This window comes from Comamonas thiooxydans, from assembly GCF_000964545.1.
In the GTDB taxonomy this organism is placed as follows: domain Bacteria; phylum Pseudomonadota; class Gammaproteobacteria; order Burkholderiales; family Burkholderiaceae_C; genus Comamonas; species Comamonas thiooxydans.
In genome coordinates this window covers 263,351-279,348 of sequence record NZ_BBVD01000007.1, presented here as the reverse complement: position 1 = coordinate 279,348, position 15,998 = coordinate 263,351, and the positions used below count along the sequence as shown (strand labels likewise).

The 15,998-nt window shown below is 64.7% G+C and carries 15 protein-coding genes; 8 read left to right on the top strand and 7 right to left on the bottom strand.

Features of this window, described 5'->3' with window-relative positions:
- Positions 1 to 87 precede the first annotated feature (87 nt).
- Entirely contained in the window at positions 88 to 690 is a 603-nt protein-coding gene (locus Cth01_RS11970; protein ID WP_003065258.1) for a tetratricopeptide repeat protein, read from the top strand.
- A gap of 47 nt (positions 691 to 737) precedes the next feature.
- Positions 738 to 1,565, top strand: coding sequence for a hypothetical protein (locus tag Cth01_RS11965; protein WP_003065256.1), 828 nt, complete (start codon positions 738 to 740; stop codon positions 1,563 to 1,565).
- 84 nt (positions 1,566 to 1,649) lie between these two features.
- Here the strand turns inward: Cth01_RS11965 and Cth01_RS11960 are convergent, their stop codons facing one another.
- Positions 1,650 to 3,077: an FAD-binding oxidoreductase gene (locus Cth01_RS11960; protein ID WP_045839309.1), complete on the bottom strand. Its 1,428-nt coding sequence runs from the start codon at positions 3,075 to 3,077 to the stop codon at positions 1,650 to 1,652.
- 299 nt (positions 3,078 to 3,376) lie between these two features.
- On the opposite strand from Cth01_RS11960, the gene Cth01_RS11955 reads away from it, so the two are divergent.
- Both Cth01_RS11955 and Cth01_RS11950 read left to right on the top strand, forming a co-directional pair.
- The gene (locus Cth01_RS11955; protein WP_034351196.1) at positions 3,377 to 4,375 is read left to right on the top strand and encodes a Bug family tripartite tricarboxylate transporter substrate binding protein; all 999 of its coding nucleotides are present in this window, start codon (positions 3,377 to 3,379) and stop codon (positions 4,373 to 4,375) included.
- Between the two features lie 15 nt (positions 4,376 to 4,390).
- Complete coding sequence (locus Cth01_RS11950; RefSeq protein WP_045839308.1) at positions 4,391 to 5,362, top strand: BMP family lipoprotein; 972 nt, start codon at positions 4,391 to 4,393, stop codon at positions 5,360 to 5,362.
- Between the two features lie 24 nt (positions 5,363 to 5,386).
- On the opposite strand, the gene Cth01_RS11945 is transcribed toward Cth01_RS11950, so the two are convergent.
- Positions 5,387 to 5,755 (bottom strand): EF-hand domain-containing protein, encoded by a 369-nt coding sequence (locus tag Cth01_RS11945; RefSeq protein WP_012836573.1) that lies wholly within the window; start codon positions 5,753 to 5,755, stop codon positions 5,387 to 5,389.
- Between the two features lie 184 nt (positions 5,756 to 5,939).
- Here Cth01_RS11945 and Cth01_RS11940 point away from each other — a divergent pair, with 184 nt between their 5' ends.
- Together Cth01_RS11940 and Cth01_RS11935 are read left to right on the top strand one after the other, a co-directional pair.
- On the top strand, positions 5,940 to 6,506 hold the full coding sequence (locus Cth01_RS11940) for a cob(I)yrinic acid a,c-diamide adenosyltransferase (RefSeq protein ID WP_012836574.1): 567 nt from the start codon (positions 5,940 to 5,942) through the stop codon (positions 6,504 to 6,506).
- A gap of 21 nt (positions 6,507 to 6,527) precedes the next feature.
- Positions 6,528 to 7,436, top strand: a complete 909-nt coding sequence (locus Cth01_RS11935) for a LysR substrate-binding domain-containing protein (protein ID WP_034382670.1) — start codon at positions 6,528 to 6,530, stop codon at positions 7,434 to 7,436.
- A 15-nt stretch (positions 7,437 to 7,451) separates the two neighbouring features.
- On the opposite strand, the gene Cth01_RS11930 is transcribed toward Cth01_RS11935, so the two are convergent.
- Entirely contained in the window at positions 7,452 to 8,675 is a 1,224-nt protein-coding gene (locus Cth01_RS11930; RefSeq protein ID WP_045839307.1) for a D-amino acid dehydrogenase, read from the bottom strand.
- Between the two features lie 280 nt (positions 8,676 to 8,955).
- Here Cth01_RS11930 and Cth01_RS11925 point away from each other — a divergent pair, with 280 nt between their 5' ends.
- Together Cth01_RS11925 and Cth01_RS11920 are read left to right on the top strand one after the other, a co-directional pair.
- Positions 8,956 to 9,837: an amino acid ABC transporter substrate-binding protein gene (locus Cth01_RS11925; RefSeq protein WP_045839306.1), complete on the top strand. Its 882-nt coding sequence runs from the start codon at positions 8,956 to 8,958 to the stop codon at positions 9,835 to 9,837.
- Position 9,838: 1 nt separating this feature from the next.
- Positions 9,839 to 10,567, top strand: coding sequence for an aspartate/glutamate racemase family protein (locus Cth01_RS11920; protein ID WP_045839305.1), 729 nt, complete (start codon positions 9,839 to 9,841; stop codon positions 10,565 to 10,567).
- Between the two features lie 143 nt (positions 10,568 to 10,710).
- Here Cth01_RS11920 and Cth01_RS11915 read toward each other — a convergent pair whose 3' ends face one another.
- The 4 genes from Cth01_RS11915 to boxC form a co-directional block, all read right to left on the bottom strand.
- Complete coding sequence (locus Cth01_RS11915; protein WP_045839304.1) at positions 10,711 to 11,313, bottom strand: HD domain-containing protein; 603 nt, start codon at positions 11,311 to 11,313, stop codon at positions 10,711 to 10,713.
- A 138-nt stretch (positions 11,314 to 11,451) separates the two neighbouring features.
- Positions 11,452 to 12,753, bottom strand: coding sequence for a benzoyl-CoA 2,3-epoxidase subunit BoxA (boxA, locus tag Cth01_RS11910; protein WP_034406699.1), 1,302 nt, complete (start codon positions 12,751 to 12,753; stop codon positions 11,452 to 11,454).
- Between the two features lie 108 nt (positions 12,754 to 12,861).
- Positions 12,862 to 14,286 (bottom strand): benzoyl-CoA 2,3-epoxidase subunit BoxB, encoded by a 1,425-nt coding sequence (gene boxB / locus Cth01_RS11905; RefSeq protein WP_034406702.1) that lies wholly within the window; start codon positions 14,284 to 14,286, stop codon positions 12,862 to 12,864.
- Between the two features lie 42 nt (positions 14,287 to 14,328).
- The gene (gene boxC, locus Cth01_RS11900) at positions 14,329 to 15,987 is read right to left on the bottom strand and encodes a 2,3-epoxybenzoyl-CoA dihydrolase (protein WP_045839303.1); all 1,659 of its coding nucleotides are present in this window, start codon (positions 15,985 to 15,987) and stop codon (positions 14,329 to 14,331) included.
- Positions 15,988 to 15,998 lie beyond the last annotated feature (11 nt).

The window sequence follows — 15,998 nt, the reverse complement described above, 5'->3', positions numbered from 1 at the left end:
GTGTTGTCAACTCGTCGTAAAAATTACCGATTTTTGCTTATGTATACTTTTCGGCTTTCAGCGGCCGAGAATTCAGAGGAGACATCCATGCGCCTGCTCGCCCCCACCTTTTCATTGGCGGCTCTTGCATTGACAGCATGCGCGGTACAGACACCGCAGGAGCAGTTGGCACCTGCTTCGCCCACCGTGCGCCTGTGCGAAGGCAATAACTGTTCCGAGCTGCCGCGCAATGTCGCGACTTTCCGTGGCGAGCCCGTCAATCCCGAGGCGGAGCGCCGCCTGGCGGCACTGGTGCAAAAAGCCGAAGCCGATCCTCGCGCGGCCTATGACCTGGGGCTGCGCTATCTGCGCGGCGATGGCGTGGAGCGCAACAGCTATCAGGCCATCGAATGGATGCGCAAGGCCGGCGATGCCGGTAACGGTCAGGCCCAGTTTGCATTGGGCCGTCTGTATCTGCTGGGCTTTGAAGAAATGGGCCCGGACCCCGCCGAAGCCGAGGCCTGGCTGTCGCGTGCTGCCGCCAAGGGCTTCAAGGAAGCCAAGCGCCTGCTGCCCCAGGCGCAGGCCGCCAAACAGAATGCTCATGCACGCTATCAGGCCATCGAGGACGAGCGCAAGTCCTGGAATGGCTGGTATGTGGGCGCGCCCTACTACATGGTGTGGGGTTCGTCGGGTTGGTATTACCGCTGAGGCGCTGTGAGCGCTGCAGCATTTTCTATTTTTTTGAAAGCATCACTATGTCCAAGAAGACAACGCTGCGTCTGGCAGCTATCGCATCGGCCCTGGCACTGGGCGGTTGCGTGACCCCCGGCGGCGGCACCATTTCCACGGGTACGGCTCCCACGGCTGCCACTGGCGCAGCGGGCGGCGCAACCAGCGTGAATGCGAACTCTACGCTCGAGCGTTGCGATGCTCCTCTGGGTACGCTGGCCGTGGACGACGGTCGCGGCAAGGAGTGGTATGCGAGCTTTGGCGCCGCCACCAAGATCACGACCATCGAGCCCCTGATCCGTCTGGCTGTGCAGCAGTCCAACTGCTTTGTGATCACCTCCATCGGCAACAACCGCACCGAAAGCAAGATGTCGGCGATCACCGACAAGCAGCGCAACTCCGGTGAATTCCGCGCCGGCTCCAAGCAGCAAAAGGGCCAGCGCGTGGCAGCCGATTACTACATGGAGCCTTCCATCATCATCGACAACGATGCAACCGGTCAGCTGGCAGCGGGCGTGGGCGGTCTGTTCGGCAATGTGGGTACGCTGATCGGCGGTGCCATGCAGAGCAAGGCTTCGGTGGTGACGCTGAGCATGTTCGACATCCGTTCTGGCGTGCAGATCTCCATCTCCGAAGGCAACTCCACAGCCACCAACTTCGGCGCAGCCATGGGCGCGTTCGGCGGTGGCGTGGGTGGTGGTCTGGGCGGCTTCTCGCGCTCACCCGAAGGCAAGGCCACGGTGGCCGCCTTCATGGATGCCTACAACAACATGGTGATCTCGCTGCGCAACTACAAGGCGCAGGAAGTCAAGGGCGGCCTGGGTCGCGGCGGTCAACTCAAGGTCGGCAAGTAAAGCGCCGATCCGAGAACAGAAAAGGGCCTGCAACTGCAGGCCCTTTTTCATGGTTTGCGCGTCTTCAGCAAGCGCGAGCGAGGCTCACTGCAGCTGAAAGATCTTGCCCGGGTTCAGGATGTTCTTGGGGTCCAGAGCCTGCTTGATGGCACGCATCATCTGCACCGCACCAACGCCAGCCTCCTCCAGCAAAAAGCCCTGCTTGTGGATGCCGATGCCGTGCTCGCCCGTGCAGGTACCGCCCAGCGCAATCGCGCGCGCCACCAGCGTATGGTTGAGTTGCTCGGCCTGCTGGCGCTGGGTGTCGTTGTCGGGATCGATCAGATAGCCGAAGTGGAAGTTGCCGTCGCCCACGTGGCCGACCAGGAAGTAGGGGATGCCGCTGGCATCGGCTTCGGTCACGCACTCCAGCAGCGCATCGGCCAGGCGGCTGATGGGCACGCAGGCATCGGTGGTGATGCAGCGGCATCCGGGCACGCTGGAAACGGCCGCGAAATAGGCGTTGTGGCGCGCGGTGAACAGACGCGTACGGTCTTCGGGGCGTTCGGCCCATTCAAAGGCATTGCCGCCGAATTCATGGGCAATGTCCTGAACCATCTCGGCCTGCTCCTTCACGCCGGTGGGGGAGCCGTGGAACTCCATCAGCAGCATGGGCTCTTCACGCAGGGACAGCTTGCTGTAGGCATTGACCATGCGCACGGAGTTCACATCGACCAGTTCCACGCGGGCGATGGGAATGCCCATCTGGATGGTCTGGATCACCGTGTGCACGGCGTTCTCGATGCTGGAGAAAGAGCAGATGGCTGCGCTCACCGCTTCGGGCAGCGGGTAAATGCGCAGCGTGATCTCGGTGAAGATGCCCAGCGTGCCTTCGCTGCCCACCAGCAGGCGGGTCAGGTCGTAGCCGGCGGCGCTCTTCTTGGCGCGGTTGCCTGTGCGCACCACTTCGCCGCTGGCCGTCACTACCTCCAGGGCCAGCACGTTCTCGCGCATGGTGCCGTAGCGCACGGCATTGGTGCCGCTGGCGCGGGTCGAGGTCATGCCGCCGATCGAAGCGTCGGCACCGGGGTCGATGGGAAAGAAGAAGCCGGTGTCCTTGATGGCCTCGTTCAACGCCTTGCGCGTGATGCCGGGTTGCACGGTGATGGTCAGGTCTTCGGTGTTGACCGAGAGCACGCGACTCATGCGGCTGACGTCGATGGTGATGCCGCCTTGCACGGCCAGAAGATGACCTTCCAGCGACGATCCGGCGCCATAGGCAATCACGGGCACGCCGTACTGGTCGCAGAGCCTGACGGCATCCTGCACGTCCTGGGTGGATTCGGCAAACACCACGGCTGCCGGAGGGGGCGCGGAAATCGCGCCTTCGTCGCGGCCATGCTGCTCGCGCACGGCCAAGGCCGTGGAGCACTGGCCGCCGAAACGTGTTTGCAGGGCCTGCAGAAATTCTTCGGGGATGGGGCGCTGCACGAAATCGGGCTGCAGCGAGGTATGGGCAACAGGTGCGTTCATCGGGGTCTCCAGAGGAGAAAAAGAATACCACCTGGCCCGGTCCGGGCGTGTACGTATTGGGTACTAGGCCATGCCGCTCAAGGTCGCAATCGCTACGCATGGCGCATGCCCATTGGAGCTGGCGGAGATCGCGGTTTCGTCGTGGCGCAACTGTCTGGCGCGGGCACATAGATAAGTTCCGCCCTAGCTAATGAGAAATCAGTGTTTAGGGTTTGTGCCGGGTGTGCCTATATTGGCAAGCCTCATGGCGTGCGCTGCAGAGCTCGCTTCAAACCAAAAGCAGTTCGGAGGGCGGAGCTATGCGCGATACGGGTCGCAGATCATTCATACAGGGGCTGGCCGGGGTGTCGGCCGCAGGCATGCTGGGCGCGGCATGGCATGTGCGTGCCGCGCAGACGCAGGCCTGGCCGGTGCGGCCCATCAAACTGGTCGTGACCTTCCCACCCGGCGGTTCCAGCGATATCGTGGCCCGGGTGCTGGCTCCCGCGCTGGCCGAGAAGCTGGGCCAGAGCGTGGTCATAGACAACAAGCCGGGTGCGGGCTCGTCGATTGGCGCGCAGATCGTGGCGCACAGCGCCAATGATGGCTACACGCTGCTGGTATCCAATTCGGCGGCGCTGTCGATTGCGCCATCGCTGCTGCAAAGCCCTGGCTACGATCCCTTGCGCAGCTTCGAACACTTGGCCTATATCGGCGCCGTGCCCACGGTGTTTGCCGTGCATCCCTCGGTGCCCGCCAACAGCCTGAGCGAGCTGGTGAGCTGGATCAAGGAGCAGCCTGCCCCCGTGGCCTTTGGCAGCGGCGGCGCTGCCTCGGTGGGGCATCTGGTGGGTGAGCAGTTTGCGCAGACGCTCAAGCTGTCCATGGAGCATGTGCCTTACCGCGGCGCCGGCCCCATGCGTGCGGATCTGCTCAGCGGCCATATCAAGCTGGCGATCGACGCCCTGCCGCAGAACATCGCGCTGCACAAGCAGGGCCGGCTCAAGCTGCTGGCACTGACATCGCCACGCCGCGTAGCGCAGGCACCGGCGGTGCCCAGCGTGGCCGAACTGGGGCTGGCGCAGCTGGTCTCCGAAAACTTCGTCGGCATTTCGGCTCCCGCCGGCTTGCCCAGGGCGCTGGCCGAAAGAATCGCCAGCGCGGTGCGGCAGATCAGCGCGCGTCCCGAGTTTGCACAGACGCTCGAAGCCCAGGGATTCGTGACCCGGGATATGGAATCCAAGGCCTTCACCCAGCTGATTGCGGACCAGCATCTGGCCTGGGGAGATATCGCGAAAAAGACAGGTGCAAAACTTTAAGCAGAAGAGACAACAATGAGCAGCGAGAAACTGTATTCACCCCGTAAGCCACGCTATGCCGTGGTGCTGTTTGGCCCCGAAGGGCAGGGCAGTTTCAACGAGTCGGGACTGCGCGGAGCCCACAAGGCCAGAGAGGCCGGCCACGAGGTCGATGTGCTCTGGGTGGCCGGCCAGTCGGCGCAGCAGCGCGCCGCCGAAATGTCCGCATTGTGCGGCGGCCGCTATGCGCTGATTCTTGCGCATGGCGGTCAGGGTGACGGTCCGGTGAAGATCCTGGCCGAGCGCTGGCCCGAGCAGGCCTTTGCGGTCACGCAAGGCAGCTGGGCGGCAGCCAATGTGGCGCGTTACGAGGTGCTGCAGGAGCAGTCGGCATTCCTCGCCGGCGTGCTGGCCAGCCAGTGGAGCAAGACGGGCAAGGTGGGGCATTTCTCGGGCGAGAAAGTGCCGCCAGGTCTGCGTGGCCGCGCGGCCTATACGGACGGTCTCAGGCGCGCCGGTTTTGAGGGGCAGCTGGTCACCCAGTTCTGCGGTCACCAGCATCGCCCGGGCTGGGCCCGGACCTGTGTCTCGGCAATGGTCGAGCAGACGGGCCTGGACATTGTGTTTGCCATGCTGGATGGCGGCCGCCCCGGCGTCACGCAGGCCTGCCGGGCGCATGGCGTGGCGCAGATCGGCAATGTGCTGAACTGGGTGGAACGTGACCCCGAAGTGTTTGTGGCCTCGGCGATCTGCGATTCCGGCGAGGCCTTGTTTCGCGCCGTCGAGGACCATGCCCGGGGTCTGCTGCCGCTGGGTGGCTATCGTGCCTTTGGCCTTGAGGAGCCGAGCCTGGTGCGGCTGGAAATGGGGGAGCGGGTGAGTGCTGCGCAGCGCAGCCTGGTCGAAGACTGGGCGCAGCGCTTGCTGCGCCGCGAGTTCGAGATTCACCTGGACTATGTCGGGGCCGAGTTCGCCTTGCCGCAGGAGGAACTCGGCGCTGCGGCGTGATCAGGAAAGCGCCGCGGCAGGGCCTCAGTACTGCTGAGCACCCTTGTCGAATTCGGCGCGTGACAGCTGGCCGTTGCGGTCGCTGTCGATCTCTTCGAAGCGCTGGGAGATGACAGGCAGCTGGCGTGCTTCCTGCGCACTGAGCTGACCGTCGCGATTGGCGTCGGCACGCTCGAAGGCCGCTTGCACGCTGCTTTTTGCAGTCGGTGCCTGCTGCACGCCGGTGGCGGAACCAGACTGCACGATGCGCGCAGGCTCCTTGTTGTTGCCGGCGTTGCCGCCGCCGGTTTGCGCAAAAGCCATGCCCCCGCCCAGGGTGAGCGCAGAAAACAGCACCACGCTGACGACTTCGAATGACGAGACCTTGCAATTGAGCAGATTCTTCTTGTTCATGAATGGCATTCCTTCTCTATGCGATAACAGGAGTGCATTGCACCCTGTGAGGCGGCAAAGGGCCAGCACTTTTGCCTGCTGTTGCCTCAGACTACATTTGCCTGCGGGCTGTAACGCACAATGGCGGCAGTATCTGAGGGCCGCTCCGGCCCTGAAAACTCGCAGCTTTGACAAGGGATGACCCATGGGCAACCGCCTCACGCAAATCGCCACCCGCACCGGAGATGACGGAACCACCGGCCTCGGAGACAACACCCGCGTTTCCAAGAACAGCGGTCGCCCGCATGCCATGGGCGATGTGGATGAACTGAACTCGCATATCGGCCTGCTGCTGTGCGAGCCAATGCCCCAGGAGGTGCGCGACCTGCTGATCGACATCCAGCACCAGCTGTTCAACCTGGGCGGCGAGCTGTCCATGCCGGGCTATGAGCTGCTCAAGGACGATGCACTGCTGCAGCTCGACAACGCGCTGGCCCACTACAACGCGCAGCTGCCGCGTCTTCAGGAGTTCATCCTGCCGGCCGGCACACGTGCTGCCGCCCAGGCCCATGTATGCCGTACCGTGGCGCGCCGTGCCGAGCGCCAGGTGGTGGCACTGGAGCAGGCCGAGGCCATGCGAGCCGCGCCGCGCCAGTATCTGAATCGTCTGTCCGATCTGCTGTTCGTGCTGGCCCGCGTGCTCAACCGCCTCGACGGCGGCGACGATGTGTACTGGAAGAGCGAACGCCTGGCGCGCGCGCAGTCCGAGTGAGGCGGTGGCAGGAGGCCGGGCATGCGTCTGCGACATATCGAAGTCTTCAATGCCGTGATGCAGACCGGCAGCGTCAGCGCGGCCGCGCGCCTCATCAACGTCACCCAGCCCGCAGTCAGCCGCACGCTGCAGCATGCCGAGTTGCAGATGGGCTTTGCGCTGTTCCAGCGCGCGCGGGGGAGGCTGACGCCGACCAATGAAGCGCTGGCCCTGTTTCCGCATATCGAGAAGCTGTTCGAGCAGCTCGACGAGGTGCAGCGCCTGGCCGCCAATCTGCGTCATGGCCAGTCGGCCGACCGGCTCAATGTGCTGACGGTATTCGCGCTCAGCCGCGAGGTGCTGCCGCGCGCCGTGGCGGGCTTCAGGCGTCGCCATCCGCAGGTCCAGGTGCACGTGCAGGCGCTGCACACGCCGCAGGTGGTGTCGGCCCTGCTGCTGCAGGAGGCCGATGTGGGCTTTGTGATCAGCTCCGTGGGTCAGCCCGCGCTGGAGCACGAGCTGCTGGCCGAAGTGGACATGTTCTGCGTCTTGCCCAAGGGACTGCTGCCGCCTTCGCGCGTGCGCGCCGAAGGCATGGAACTCAAGGACCTGGCCGATCTGCCTGTGGTCGCGCTCGATGCGCGCGACCCGCTGGGCATGCGCCTGGGCCAGGCCTGCCGCGAGCATGGCGTGGGGCTGTCGCCTGTGGTGACGGTGCAGACCTACCATGCGGCGCTGTCCATGGCCGAATACGGGCTGGGCGCGGCCATCATGGATGGTTGCACGGCCCTGGCGGCCGACCGGCGCCGAGTGCATGTGGTGCCGCTGCTGCCGCGCATCACCGTGGGAGTGAATGCGCTGAGCCTGCCTCAACGCCCGGGCTCGGTGCTGGCGCGCGCCATGACCCAGGAAATGCGCAAGGCCCTGCAGGAGCTTCTGAGCGCCTCCTGAGTGGCAGGCCCGCGCTCAGGCAGCGTGCATCTGCGCGACCAGCCGCTGTGCCGAGCCGAAGGCCAGCGTCAGGCCCAGCGCGCCATGGCCGGTCTGCAGCCACAGATTGCGTGGGCCGCCGCGCTGGCGGCCGGTGATGGGCAGGCCCGTGGGGGTGGCCGGGCGCATGCCGCTCCAGGGATGCAGCGAGCCCTGCAGCGGTAGCTGGGCAAAGACCTGCTGCGTGGAGCGGCGCAGGCTGTCGATGCGGGCCGGATCGATACGCGTGTCGCGGCCGATGATCTCCACCATGCCGGCCACGCGCAGGCGCTCGCCTAGGCGCGCGAACACCACCTTGCGCGCGGTGTCGGTCACGCTCACGCGCGGCGCGGCCTGGCGGTGGTCGGACCCTATGTCCACGGTGATGCTGTAGCCCTTGAGCGGATAGACGGGAAGGCGCAGGCCCAGCTGGCGCGCGTGGGCCGGGCTTTCCCAGCCGCTGGCCAGCACGTAGTGCTCGGCCTGAAGCAGGCCTGCGGCGGTGCGCAGGCCCGTGACGGCGTCGCCCTGACGCTCGAAGCCCAGCACCTCGGTGTTGTAGCGCAGCTCGGCGCCGCGCACGGCCAGAAGCGCCGCCAGCTGCTCGCACAGCTGGCGGCAGTCGGCGGCGCTTTCGCTGGGGGTGTGAACGGCGCCCGCCATGCGGCCCCTGTAGCCGGCCAGCGCGGGCTCCAGTCGCACGGCGGCGTTGGCATCCACCACCTGCTGGCTGGCACCGCCAAGGCGCGATTGCAGGGCCACCTGCCGGGCTGCGGCATCCAGGCCCTGCTGTGTGTCGTACAGCACCAGCTTGCCCGGCGTGTGCAATGCGCAACTCAGGGACTCCTGCGCCTGCAGGCTCTCGAAGGCCTGCCGGCTTTCGGCGGCCAGCCTCAGCAGCGCCTGCGTGCCGGCCATGGAGGCGCGTGCATTGCAGGCGCCCAGAAAGCGCAGCCCCCAGGCCCATTGGGCGGGATCGGCGCGCAGACGCAGGGCCAGCGGCGAGTCCTTTTCCAGCAGCAGCTGCGGCAGCATCTTCCAGATACCGGGATCGGCCAGCGGCTGCACATAGGAATAGCTGAGCTGCGCGCCGTTGCCGCCGCTGGCGCCCGCTGCAGGGCCGGGCCCGCGCTCCAGGATCGTGATGCGGCAGCCCGCGCGCTGCAGCGCATAGGCAGTGGCCAGGCCGACGATGCCGGCGCCCACGATGCAGACATGCATTGATCGTTTCTCCATGCTGCCGTACTGTAGGCCCGTACGGGGCTGCGCAGCCATGGCATTTGGCATGCAGGGTATGCACCCAGGTTATGGTCTGCCCGCGCGATGTCGATGTATGCATGCGGCCGGGAAGCCCTCGGTTGCGGTGTTTACCCGGAGCATGGCGGTGCCTGCGCAGCCACCCATAAACCAGGGGCATGGACCAGCCCGATATTGTCATCCTCCGGAGCCTGGCGCGCTTTCTACACTGGCGGCACATCCACCACCGAAGAGGAGACACCGCATGCAACTTCACTCCACCGTGCTTTGTGCGGCACTGGGCCTGGGTTTTCTGGGCGCTGCCCATGCCGACACCCTGGCCAAGGTGCGCGACAGCGGGCGCATCACGCTGGCCTACCGCGAGTCCTCCGTGCCCTTCAGCTACCTGGACAACGGCAAGCCCATCGGCATGACCGTGGAGCTTTCGCAGGCAGTCGCCGAAGCCGTGAAGAAGGTGCTGAACCTGCCCGCGCTGGAGGTGCGCTGGCAGGCCGTGACCTCGCAGAACCGCATGCCGCTGCTGGCCAACGGCACCATAGACCTGGAGTGCGGATCGACCACCAACAACACGGTGCGGGCCAAGGAAGTGGGCTTTGCCATCAATCACTTCTACACCGGTACGCGGCTGCTGGTGAAGAAGAGCTCGGGCATCCAGAGCTATGCCGACCTCAAGGGCAAGACAGCGGCCATCACCACCGGCACCACCAATCTGCAGGTGCTGCGCAAGGCCAATGCCGAGCAGGGCTGGGGCATGAACATCGTCATGGCCAAAGACCATGCCGACGGCTTTCTGCTGGTCGAGAACGACCGCGCCGCAGCCTTCGGCATGGACGACATCCTGCTCTATGGCCTGATCGCCAACGCCAAGAATCCCAAGGACTTCCACGTCGTGGCCGATGCGCTGCAGGTCGAGCCCTATGCCTGCATGCTGCGCAAGGACGACCCGCAGTTCAAGCAGCTGGTGGATGGCGTGATCGGCGACATGATGAAGTCGGGCGCTTTCGCCAGGCTCTACGACAGATGGTTCATGCAGCCCATTCCGCCCAAGAACGCGGCACTGGGTCTGCCCATGAGCGAGCAGCTGCAACGCAACCTGCAGGAGCGCGGCGACAAGCCGGCGTTCTGAGATGCAGGCAGTGGGCATTCTCGGCGGCATGGGGCCTGCAGCGGGCGCGGATTTCGTGCGCCTGTTCGTGCAGGCCTGCACCCGGCACCTGCAGGACCAGGGCCTGCCCGTGCATGACCAGGCCTATCCCGAGCACTGGCTGGTGCAACTGCCCATGCCCGATCGCACACAGGCGCTGCGCCGCGATCCGCAGTCACCTGAGGGCCCGGCTGCGCATCTGCTGCAGGGCGCGGGCCGGCTCGCGGCCCTGGGTGTGCGCAGCGTGGCTCTGGCCTGCAACACGGCCCATGCCTGGCACGGGCAGATACAGGCGTTTTTCCCGCAGCTGCGCGTGCTGCACATCGCGCAGCAGACGGCGCTGTACCTGAAGACAGGCGGCGCGCGCCAAGCCCTGGTGCTGGCCACGGACGGAACCTATGACAGCGGGCTCTACGACGCGGCGCTGGCCGATTGCGGCATTGCCGCGCTGCGTCCCGGACAGGCGGGCCGGGCCCGGCTCATGCAAGGCATATACGAGGGCGTGAAACAAGGTGACATGCCGCTGGCCATGCAATGCTTCGGCGAGGTGCTGGCGCCGCTGCTGCAGCACCACGGCGCCGTGCCCGTGATCATGGGCTGCACCGAGATTCCGCTGGCCCTGCCGCAGGCGCCGCAGGCCTGTGGTGCCGAGCTGGTGGACCCGGCCTGGATACTGGCCTGCGCGCTGGCGCAGGACGCCTACGCGCATTAGTCGCGGCGAGGGAGGGCCAGAGCCCTGTAAAAAGATGAGCTGCAATCGCCTGCCACACAACAGATAGGTATCGAATAATGGCCAGATCTGTTGATGGGTGTGCGGTGCCAGCTCATCTTTTAATGGTGGTTTGCCGGCGCGTGCTAGGACTTCCGGGCGTCCCGCATCTCCGAGTCCATGGCGGCCTTGTAGATGCTTTGCCGGGGCCGCTGCATCAGGCGGCGCAGCATGGGCTCGAATTCACTCAGGGGCAAGGTCTCGGCCCGGGGATCGAAGGCCGGGTTGTCATAGAGTTCGCAGAACTCGGCCGTGCGCTGGTAGTGCGGATGTTCCCGGAACTGCTCGCGCATGTCCCTGTCCAGGCCGATGTGATGGAAGAAGTAATGGCCCTGGAAGATGCCGTGATGCTGGACCATCCAGTGATTGGCCTCGCTCACAAAGGGCTGGAGAATCGCGGCGGCTATGTCGGGGTGGTTGAAGGACCCCAGGGTATCGCCAATGTCGTGCAGCAGCGCGCACACCACATACTCCTCGTCACGGCCGTCGCGCAGCGCGCGCGTAGCGGTTTGCAGCGAGTGGGTGTAGCGGTCCACCGGAAAGCCGCCATAGTCGCCCTCCAGCAGCTTCAGATGGGCCATCACCCGCTCGGGCAGGCCCTGGCTGAACTGTGCAAATTCGCCGCCGATCAACAGCCAGTCTTCACGCGTGCTGTCTTGCATGCGCAGAAAGTTCGCCCGTGCATTCATGCCATGTCTTTCGTGGGTTATGGTCGTTGCACTGTAGGGCGCTGGCAGGGGCTGCGCTGTCAAGGGCATGACATGCAGCCGCTGCGTTGATGCGCGAATCCTGCTTGCCGTCCACAGGATTCGCGAGGGCTTGAGGCCTCAATAGGTTTCCAGGTGCAGACGTCCTTCGCGCTTGAGTCTGGCTCCCAGTTCCTCCCAGCCCAGGCCTGCTTGCTGGGCCACGTCGCGCAGGGCCAGCACGACGCCGTCCTCCATGCTTTTGAGACCGCAGACATAGATGTGCGTGTTGTCGTCGCGCAGCAATTCCATGAGATCGGCCGAGCGCTCGCGCATGGCGTCCTGCACATAGCGCCTGGGCTGGCCGGCCACGCGAGAGAAGGCGAAGTTGATGTCGATGAAATCCTTGGGCAGGTTTTGCAGGGGGCCGAAATAGGGCAGCTCCTGAGGCGTGCGCGCACCAAAGAACAGCAGCAGCTTCCCGCTGTCGAACTTGCCGCTCTTGCGCAGGCGGCGGCGCCATTCCGTCATGGCGCGCATGGGCGCGCTGCCCGTGCCGGTGCAGATCATCACGATGTGCGAGCGCGGGTGATTGGGCATGAGAAAACTGCTGCCGAACGGGCCTATGACTTGCACCTTGTCACCCACCTGCAGATCGCAGAGATAGTTGCTGGCCACGCCGCGCACGGGCTGGCCCTGATGATCCTCGACCACGCGTTTCACGGTCAATGCCAGATTGTTGTAGCCGGGGCGCTCGCCATTGCGGGCACTGGCAATCGAGTACTGGCGCGCCACATGGGGCTTGCCGCCGGCATCCACACCCGGCGGGATAATGCCCAGCGACTGGCCTTCGAGCACAGGGAAAGGCATGGCGCCGAAGTCCAGCACGATATGGTGGGTCTCGTTGTCGAAGCCGGCCTCCGTGCAGTTCAGATTACCCACCACCGTGGCCGTCACCGCAGCCTTGGGACCATGCAGATTGGTGTAGGCATGGGCGGCAGACCAGGGCGGTGTGGTGGCTCCGTAACTGGCTGCGCGAAAGACTTCCGCAGCGCCGCTTTCGGCCAAGCCGGCAGCGGCCGCGATCACGGCCTGGGCCTGGCTCAGATCCTGCACATCGCCGACATTCTCGGCCGTCTGCGCGGCGGCCAGCACATCGGCGGAAAGCTCTTCGGGCAGGCTCTCCCAGCCCAGTTGTTCGGCCACGCTGTAGGGCTTGCTTGCCGACACCAGCCGCCAGTTGTCGATGGAGCCGGTCGGGCAGGGCGAGATGCAGTCCATGCAGCCGTTGCACTTGTCCGCCATGACCACATAGTTGTTGTCGTCATGCGTGATGGCGTCCACGGGGCAGGTCGCCTCGCAGGTATTGCAGCGAATGCAGATTTCGGGGTCGATCAGATGCTGCTTCAGGATGCCGTTTTCAATCAGCGTGATGGTGCTCATTTCGTTCTCCAAACCGTGGCAACCCAACTCAGTGACATCGAGCAAGGGCCGCCCCGCCGCGAGGATGTCGTCCCCCTTGGGGGAAGCGGCTCAGCCGCTCAGGGGTGATCAAAATTTCACATACTCGAAGTCCACGGGCTGGCGATTGATGCCCATGACCGGTGGGGCAATCCAGCCGGCGAACTTGCCGGGCTCCAGGCATGGCTTCATCAGCGATGCGACAAAGCTGCGGTCGTCGTCGCTGGCCAGCCACTCGCTCTTCCTGGCCAGCCATTCCGGCTCGCTGACGGGACGACCGTCGGGGCTGATGCGCACGCCTGCCAGCGCGCCGATCTGCCGGTTGAAGGCCTTGTGCGGCACCGTCAGGCGGAAGTCGATTCCGGCCTTTTCCATCACCTTGTTCCAGCGGCCCACACCGGCATTGCTGTCCTTGATGTAGTCGTCGCGCAGCACCTCGTTCAAGGCGTTGAGCATGGGCACTTCCTTCTCCTGCAACTTGCCGTCCACCACCTCCAGAACCTTGTAGTTCTGGTCGTGCAACCTGTGGTCGTCCTCGCGCTTTCCCTCTTCGTAACGGCCCTTGAGGCCCGAGCTGTAGAAGGTGGCGGCATTGCTCGACTGGTCGGCACCAAACAGGTCGATGGTCACGCTGTAGTGAAAGTTCAGATAGCGCTGAATCGTGGGCAGGTCGATGACGCCCGCGCTGCGCAGCTTGTTCACATCGTCGGTCTTGAGTTCGTTCATGACTTGGCAGGTTCGGGCCAGCACGCGCGAGACGCCGGACTCGCCGACAAACATGTGGTGCGCCTCTTCGGTCAGCATGAATTTGGTGGTGCGCGCCAGCGGGTCGAACGCGGATTCGGCCAGCGCTGCGAGCTGGAATTTTCCGTCTCTGTCGGTGAAGTAGGTGAACATGAAGAACGCCAGCCAGTCCGGCGTTTTTTCGTTGAAGGCGCCCAGAATGCGAGGGTTGTTTTCATCGCCGCTCTGGCGCTCCAGCAGTGCCTCGGCTTCCTCGCGGCCGTCACGTCCGAAATGCTTGTGCAGCAGGTAGACCATGGCCCAGAGATGGCGGCCTTCTTCCACATTGACCTGGAACAGATTGCGCAGGTCGTACATGGACGGTGCGGTCAGGCCAAGGTGGCGCTGCTGCTCCACCGATGCGGGCTCGGTATCGCCTTGCGTGACGATGATGCGGCGCAGGTTGGCGCGGTGCTCGCCGGGCACGTCCTGCCAGGCTTTCTCGCCCTTGTGATCGCCAAAGTGAATGCTGCGTTCCTGATCCGCCGGATTCAGGAAGATGCCCCAGCGATAGTCACGCATCTTGACGTAGCCGAACTGCGCCCAGCCCTGCGGATCCACGCTCACCGCGGTGCGCAGATAGACATCGTAGTTGGTCGATCCTTCGGGGCCCACGTCGTCCCACCAGCGGATGAAATTAGGCTGCCAGCTCTCCAGGGCACGCTGCAACGTGCGGTCGCCGCTGAGGTCCACGTTGTTGGGAATCTTCTGGCTGTAGTCGATGCTGCTCATGGGGTGTCTCCTGTGATGTTTTGCCGATTCAGGGCCGTTGGCTCATACCCTGTTGAAATCGAAGCCGGCTTTCTGTCCGGTGCCGTAGAGCTTCAGCGCCCCTTTTTCGCCCACCGCGTTGGGGCGGTTGAAGATCCAGTTTTGCCAGGCCGACAGACGCCCGAAGATGCGCGTGACCATGTTTTCCTGGCTGGCAAAACGCAGGTTCGCTTCCAGACCCGTGAGCGCATCGGGCGACATCGCGGCGCGCTCTTCCATGGCGATGCGGATCTCGTCTTCCCAGTCGATATCGTCAAGCGCGGCGGTGACCAGTCCAAGCTGTTGCGCGGCATCGCCGTTGAGCGGCTTGCCCACCGCTGCGCGAGCGGCTTCCAGAGGCCCGGACTCCTCATAGAAGCGACGCTGCAGACGGCTTTGATCGTTGACCAGCGGCAGCAGGCCGAAGTTGAAGGCATCGAGCTCGATGACGGGCTCGCGCTCGGGCTCGTCGGGCAGCACCAGCATGTAGGCGCGGTCGGCGCAGAAGACCAGCTCGGCCAGCATGCCGGCAAAGCAGGAGCCGGGCTCGATCAGGGCGAACAGCGAGCGCGATGACACATCGAGGCGTGCAAAGGTTCGGCGCAGCAGGCCTGTGGTTTGCTGCACCAGCCAGTGATCCTTGTGCGCAATCAAAGACTGGTCCGCCGCCAGCACGGCGCGCGCATCGCCCTCGGTCTTGAGAATCCAGGTGCCCACATCGAGCTCGTTGGTGCGCAGATGCAGTATGGCGTCGTCGAGCTCGCGGCCCATGGCCAGCGGCCACCAGGCGGCGCCTGCGCTTTCTATGGCTTCAATGCTGCCGGGCTGTTCACCCTTGGGGGCCTTGACCGTGATGGTAGCGCTGCGCTTGCTGCGATCGATCTGCACGCTGACGTGGCGATAGTGCAGGCCGTCCGGGCTTTGCTCGCGCTGCAGCTTGGCTAGCTGTATGCCTTTGGCGGAAGCCGGGCGCGGGCTGCTTTCGCCCAGGGCCGTGGCACGTTGCTGCACTACTTCGGCAAATTGTGCGGGCTTGGCAATCGCGTCCACCAGCCGCCAGTCCACGGCGCGCTGGCCGCGCACGCCTTCCACGCTGGTGCAGAAGATGTCGGCCAGGTCGTGACGCACATGGCGCTTGTCGGTCACGCGCGTCAGCCCGCCCGTGCCGGGCAGCACGCCCAGCAGCGGAACCTCGGGCAGTGACACGGAAGAAGAGCGGTCGTCGATCAGCACGATGTCATCGCAGGCCAGAGCCAGCTCGTAGCCGCCGCCTGCGCAGGCACCGTTGACGGCGGCGACGAACTTGAGTCCGTCGTGCCTGGAGCTGTCTTCCATGCCGTTGCGCGTCTCGTTGGTGAACTTGCAGAAGTTCACCTTCCAGGCGTGAGACGAGACACCGAGCATGAAGATATTCGCACCTGAGCAGAAGATGCGTTCCTTGCCGCTGGTCACGATCACGGAGCGCACCTGCGGGTGCTCAAAACGGATGCGGTTGAGCGCATCGTGCAGCTCCACATCCACGCCCAGGTCATAGCTGTTGAGCTTGAGCTTGTAGCCGGGGCGTATGCCTGCGTCCTCGGCGATGTCCAGCTTGAGCCGGGCGATATTGCCATCCACTTCAAACGACCAGTGCCGGTACTGGCTGGGCTCTGTGCGGTAATCGACGTTGGTTTGCTGCTGCATGCTCGGCTCCT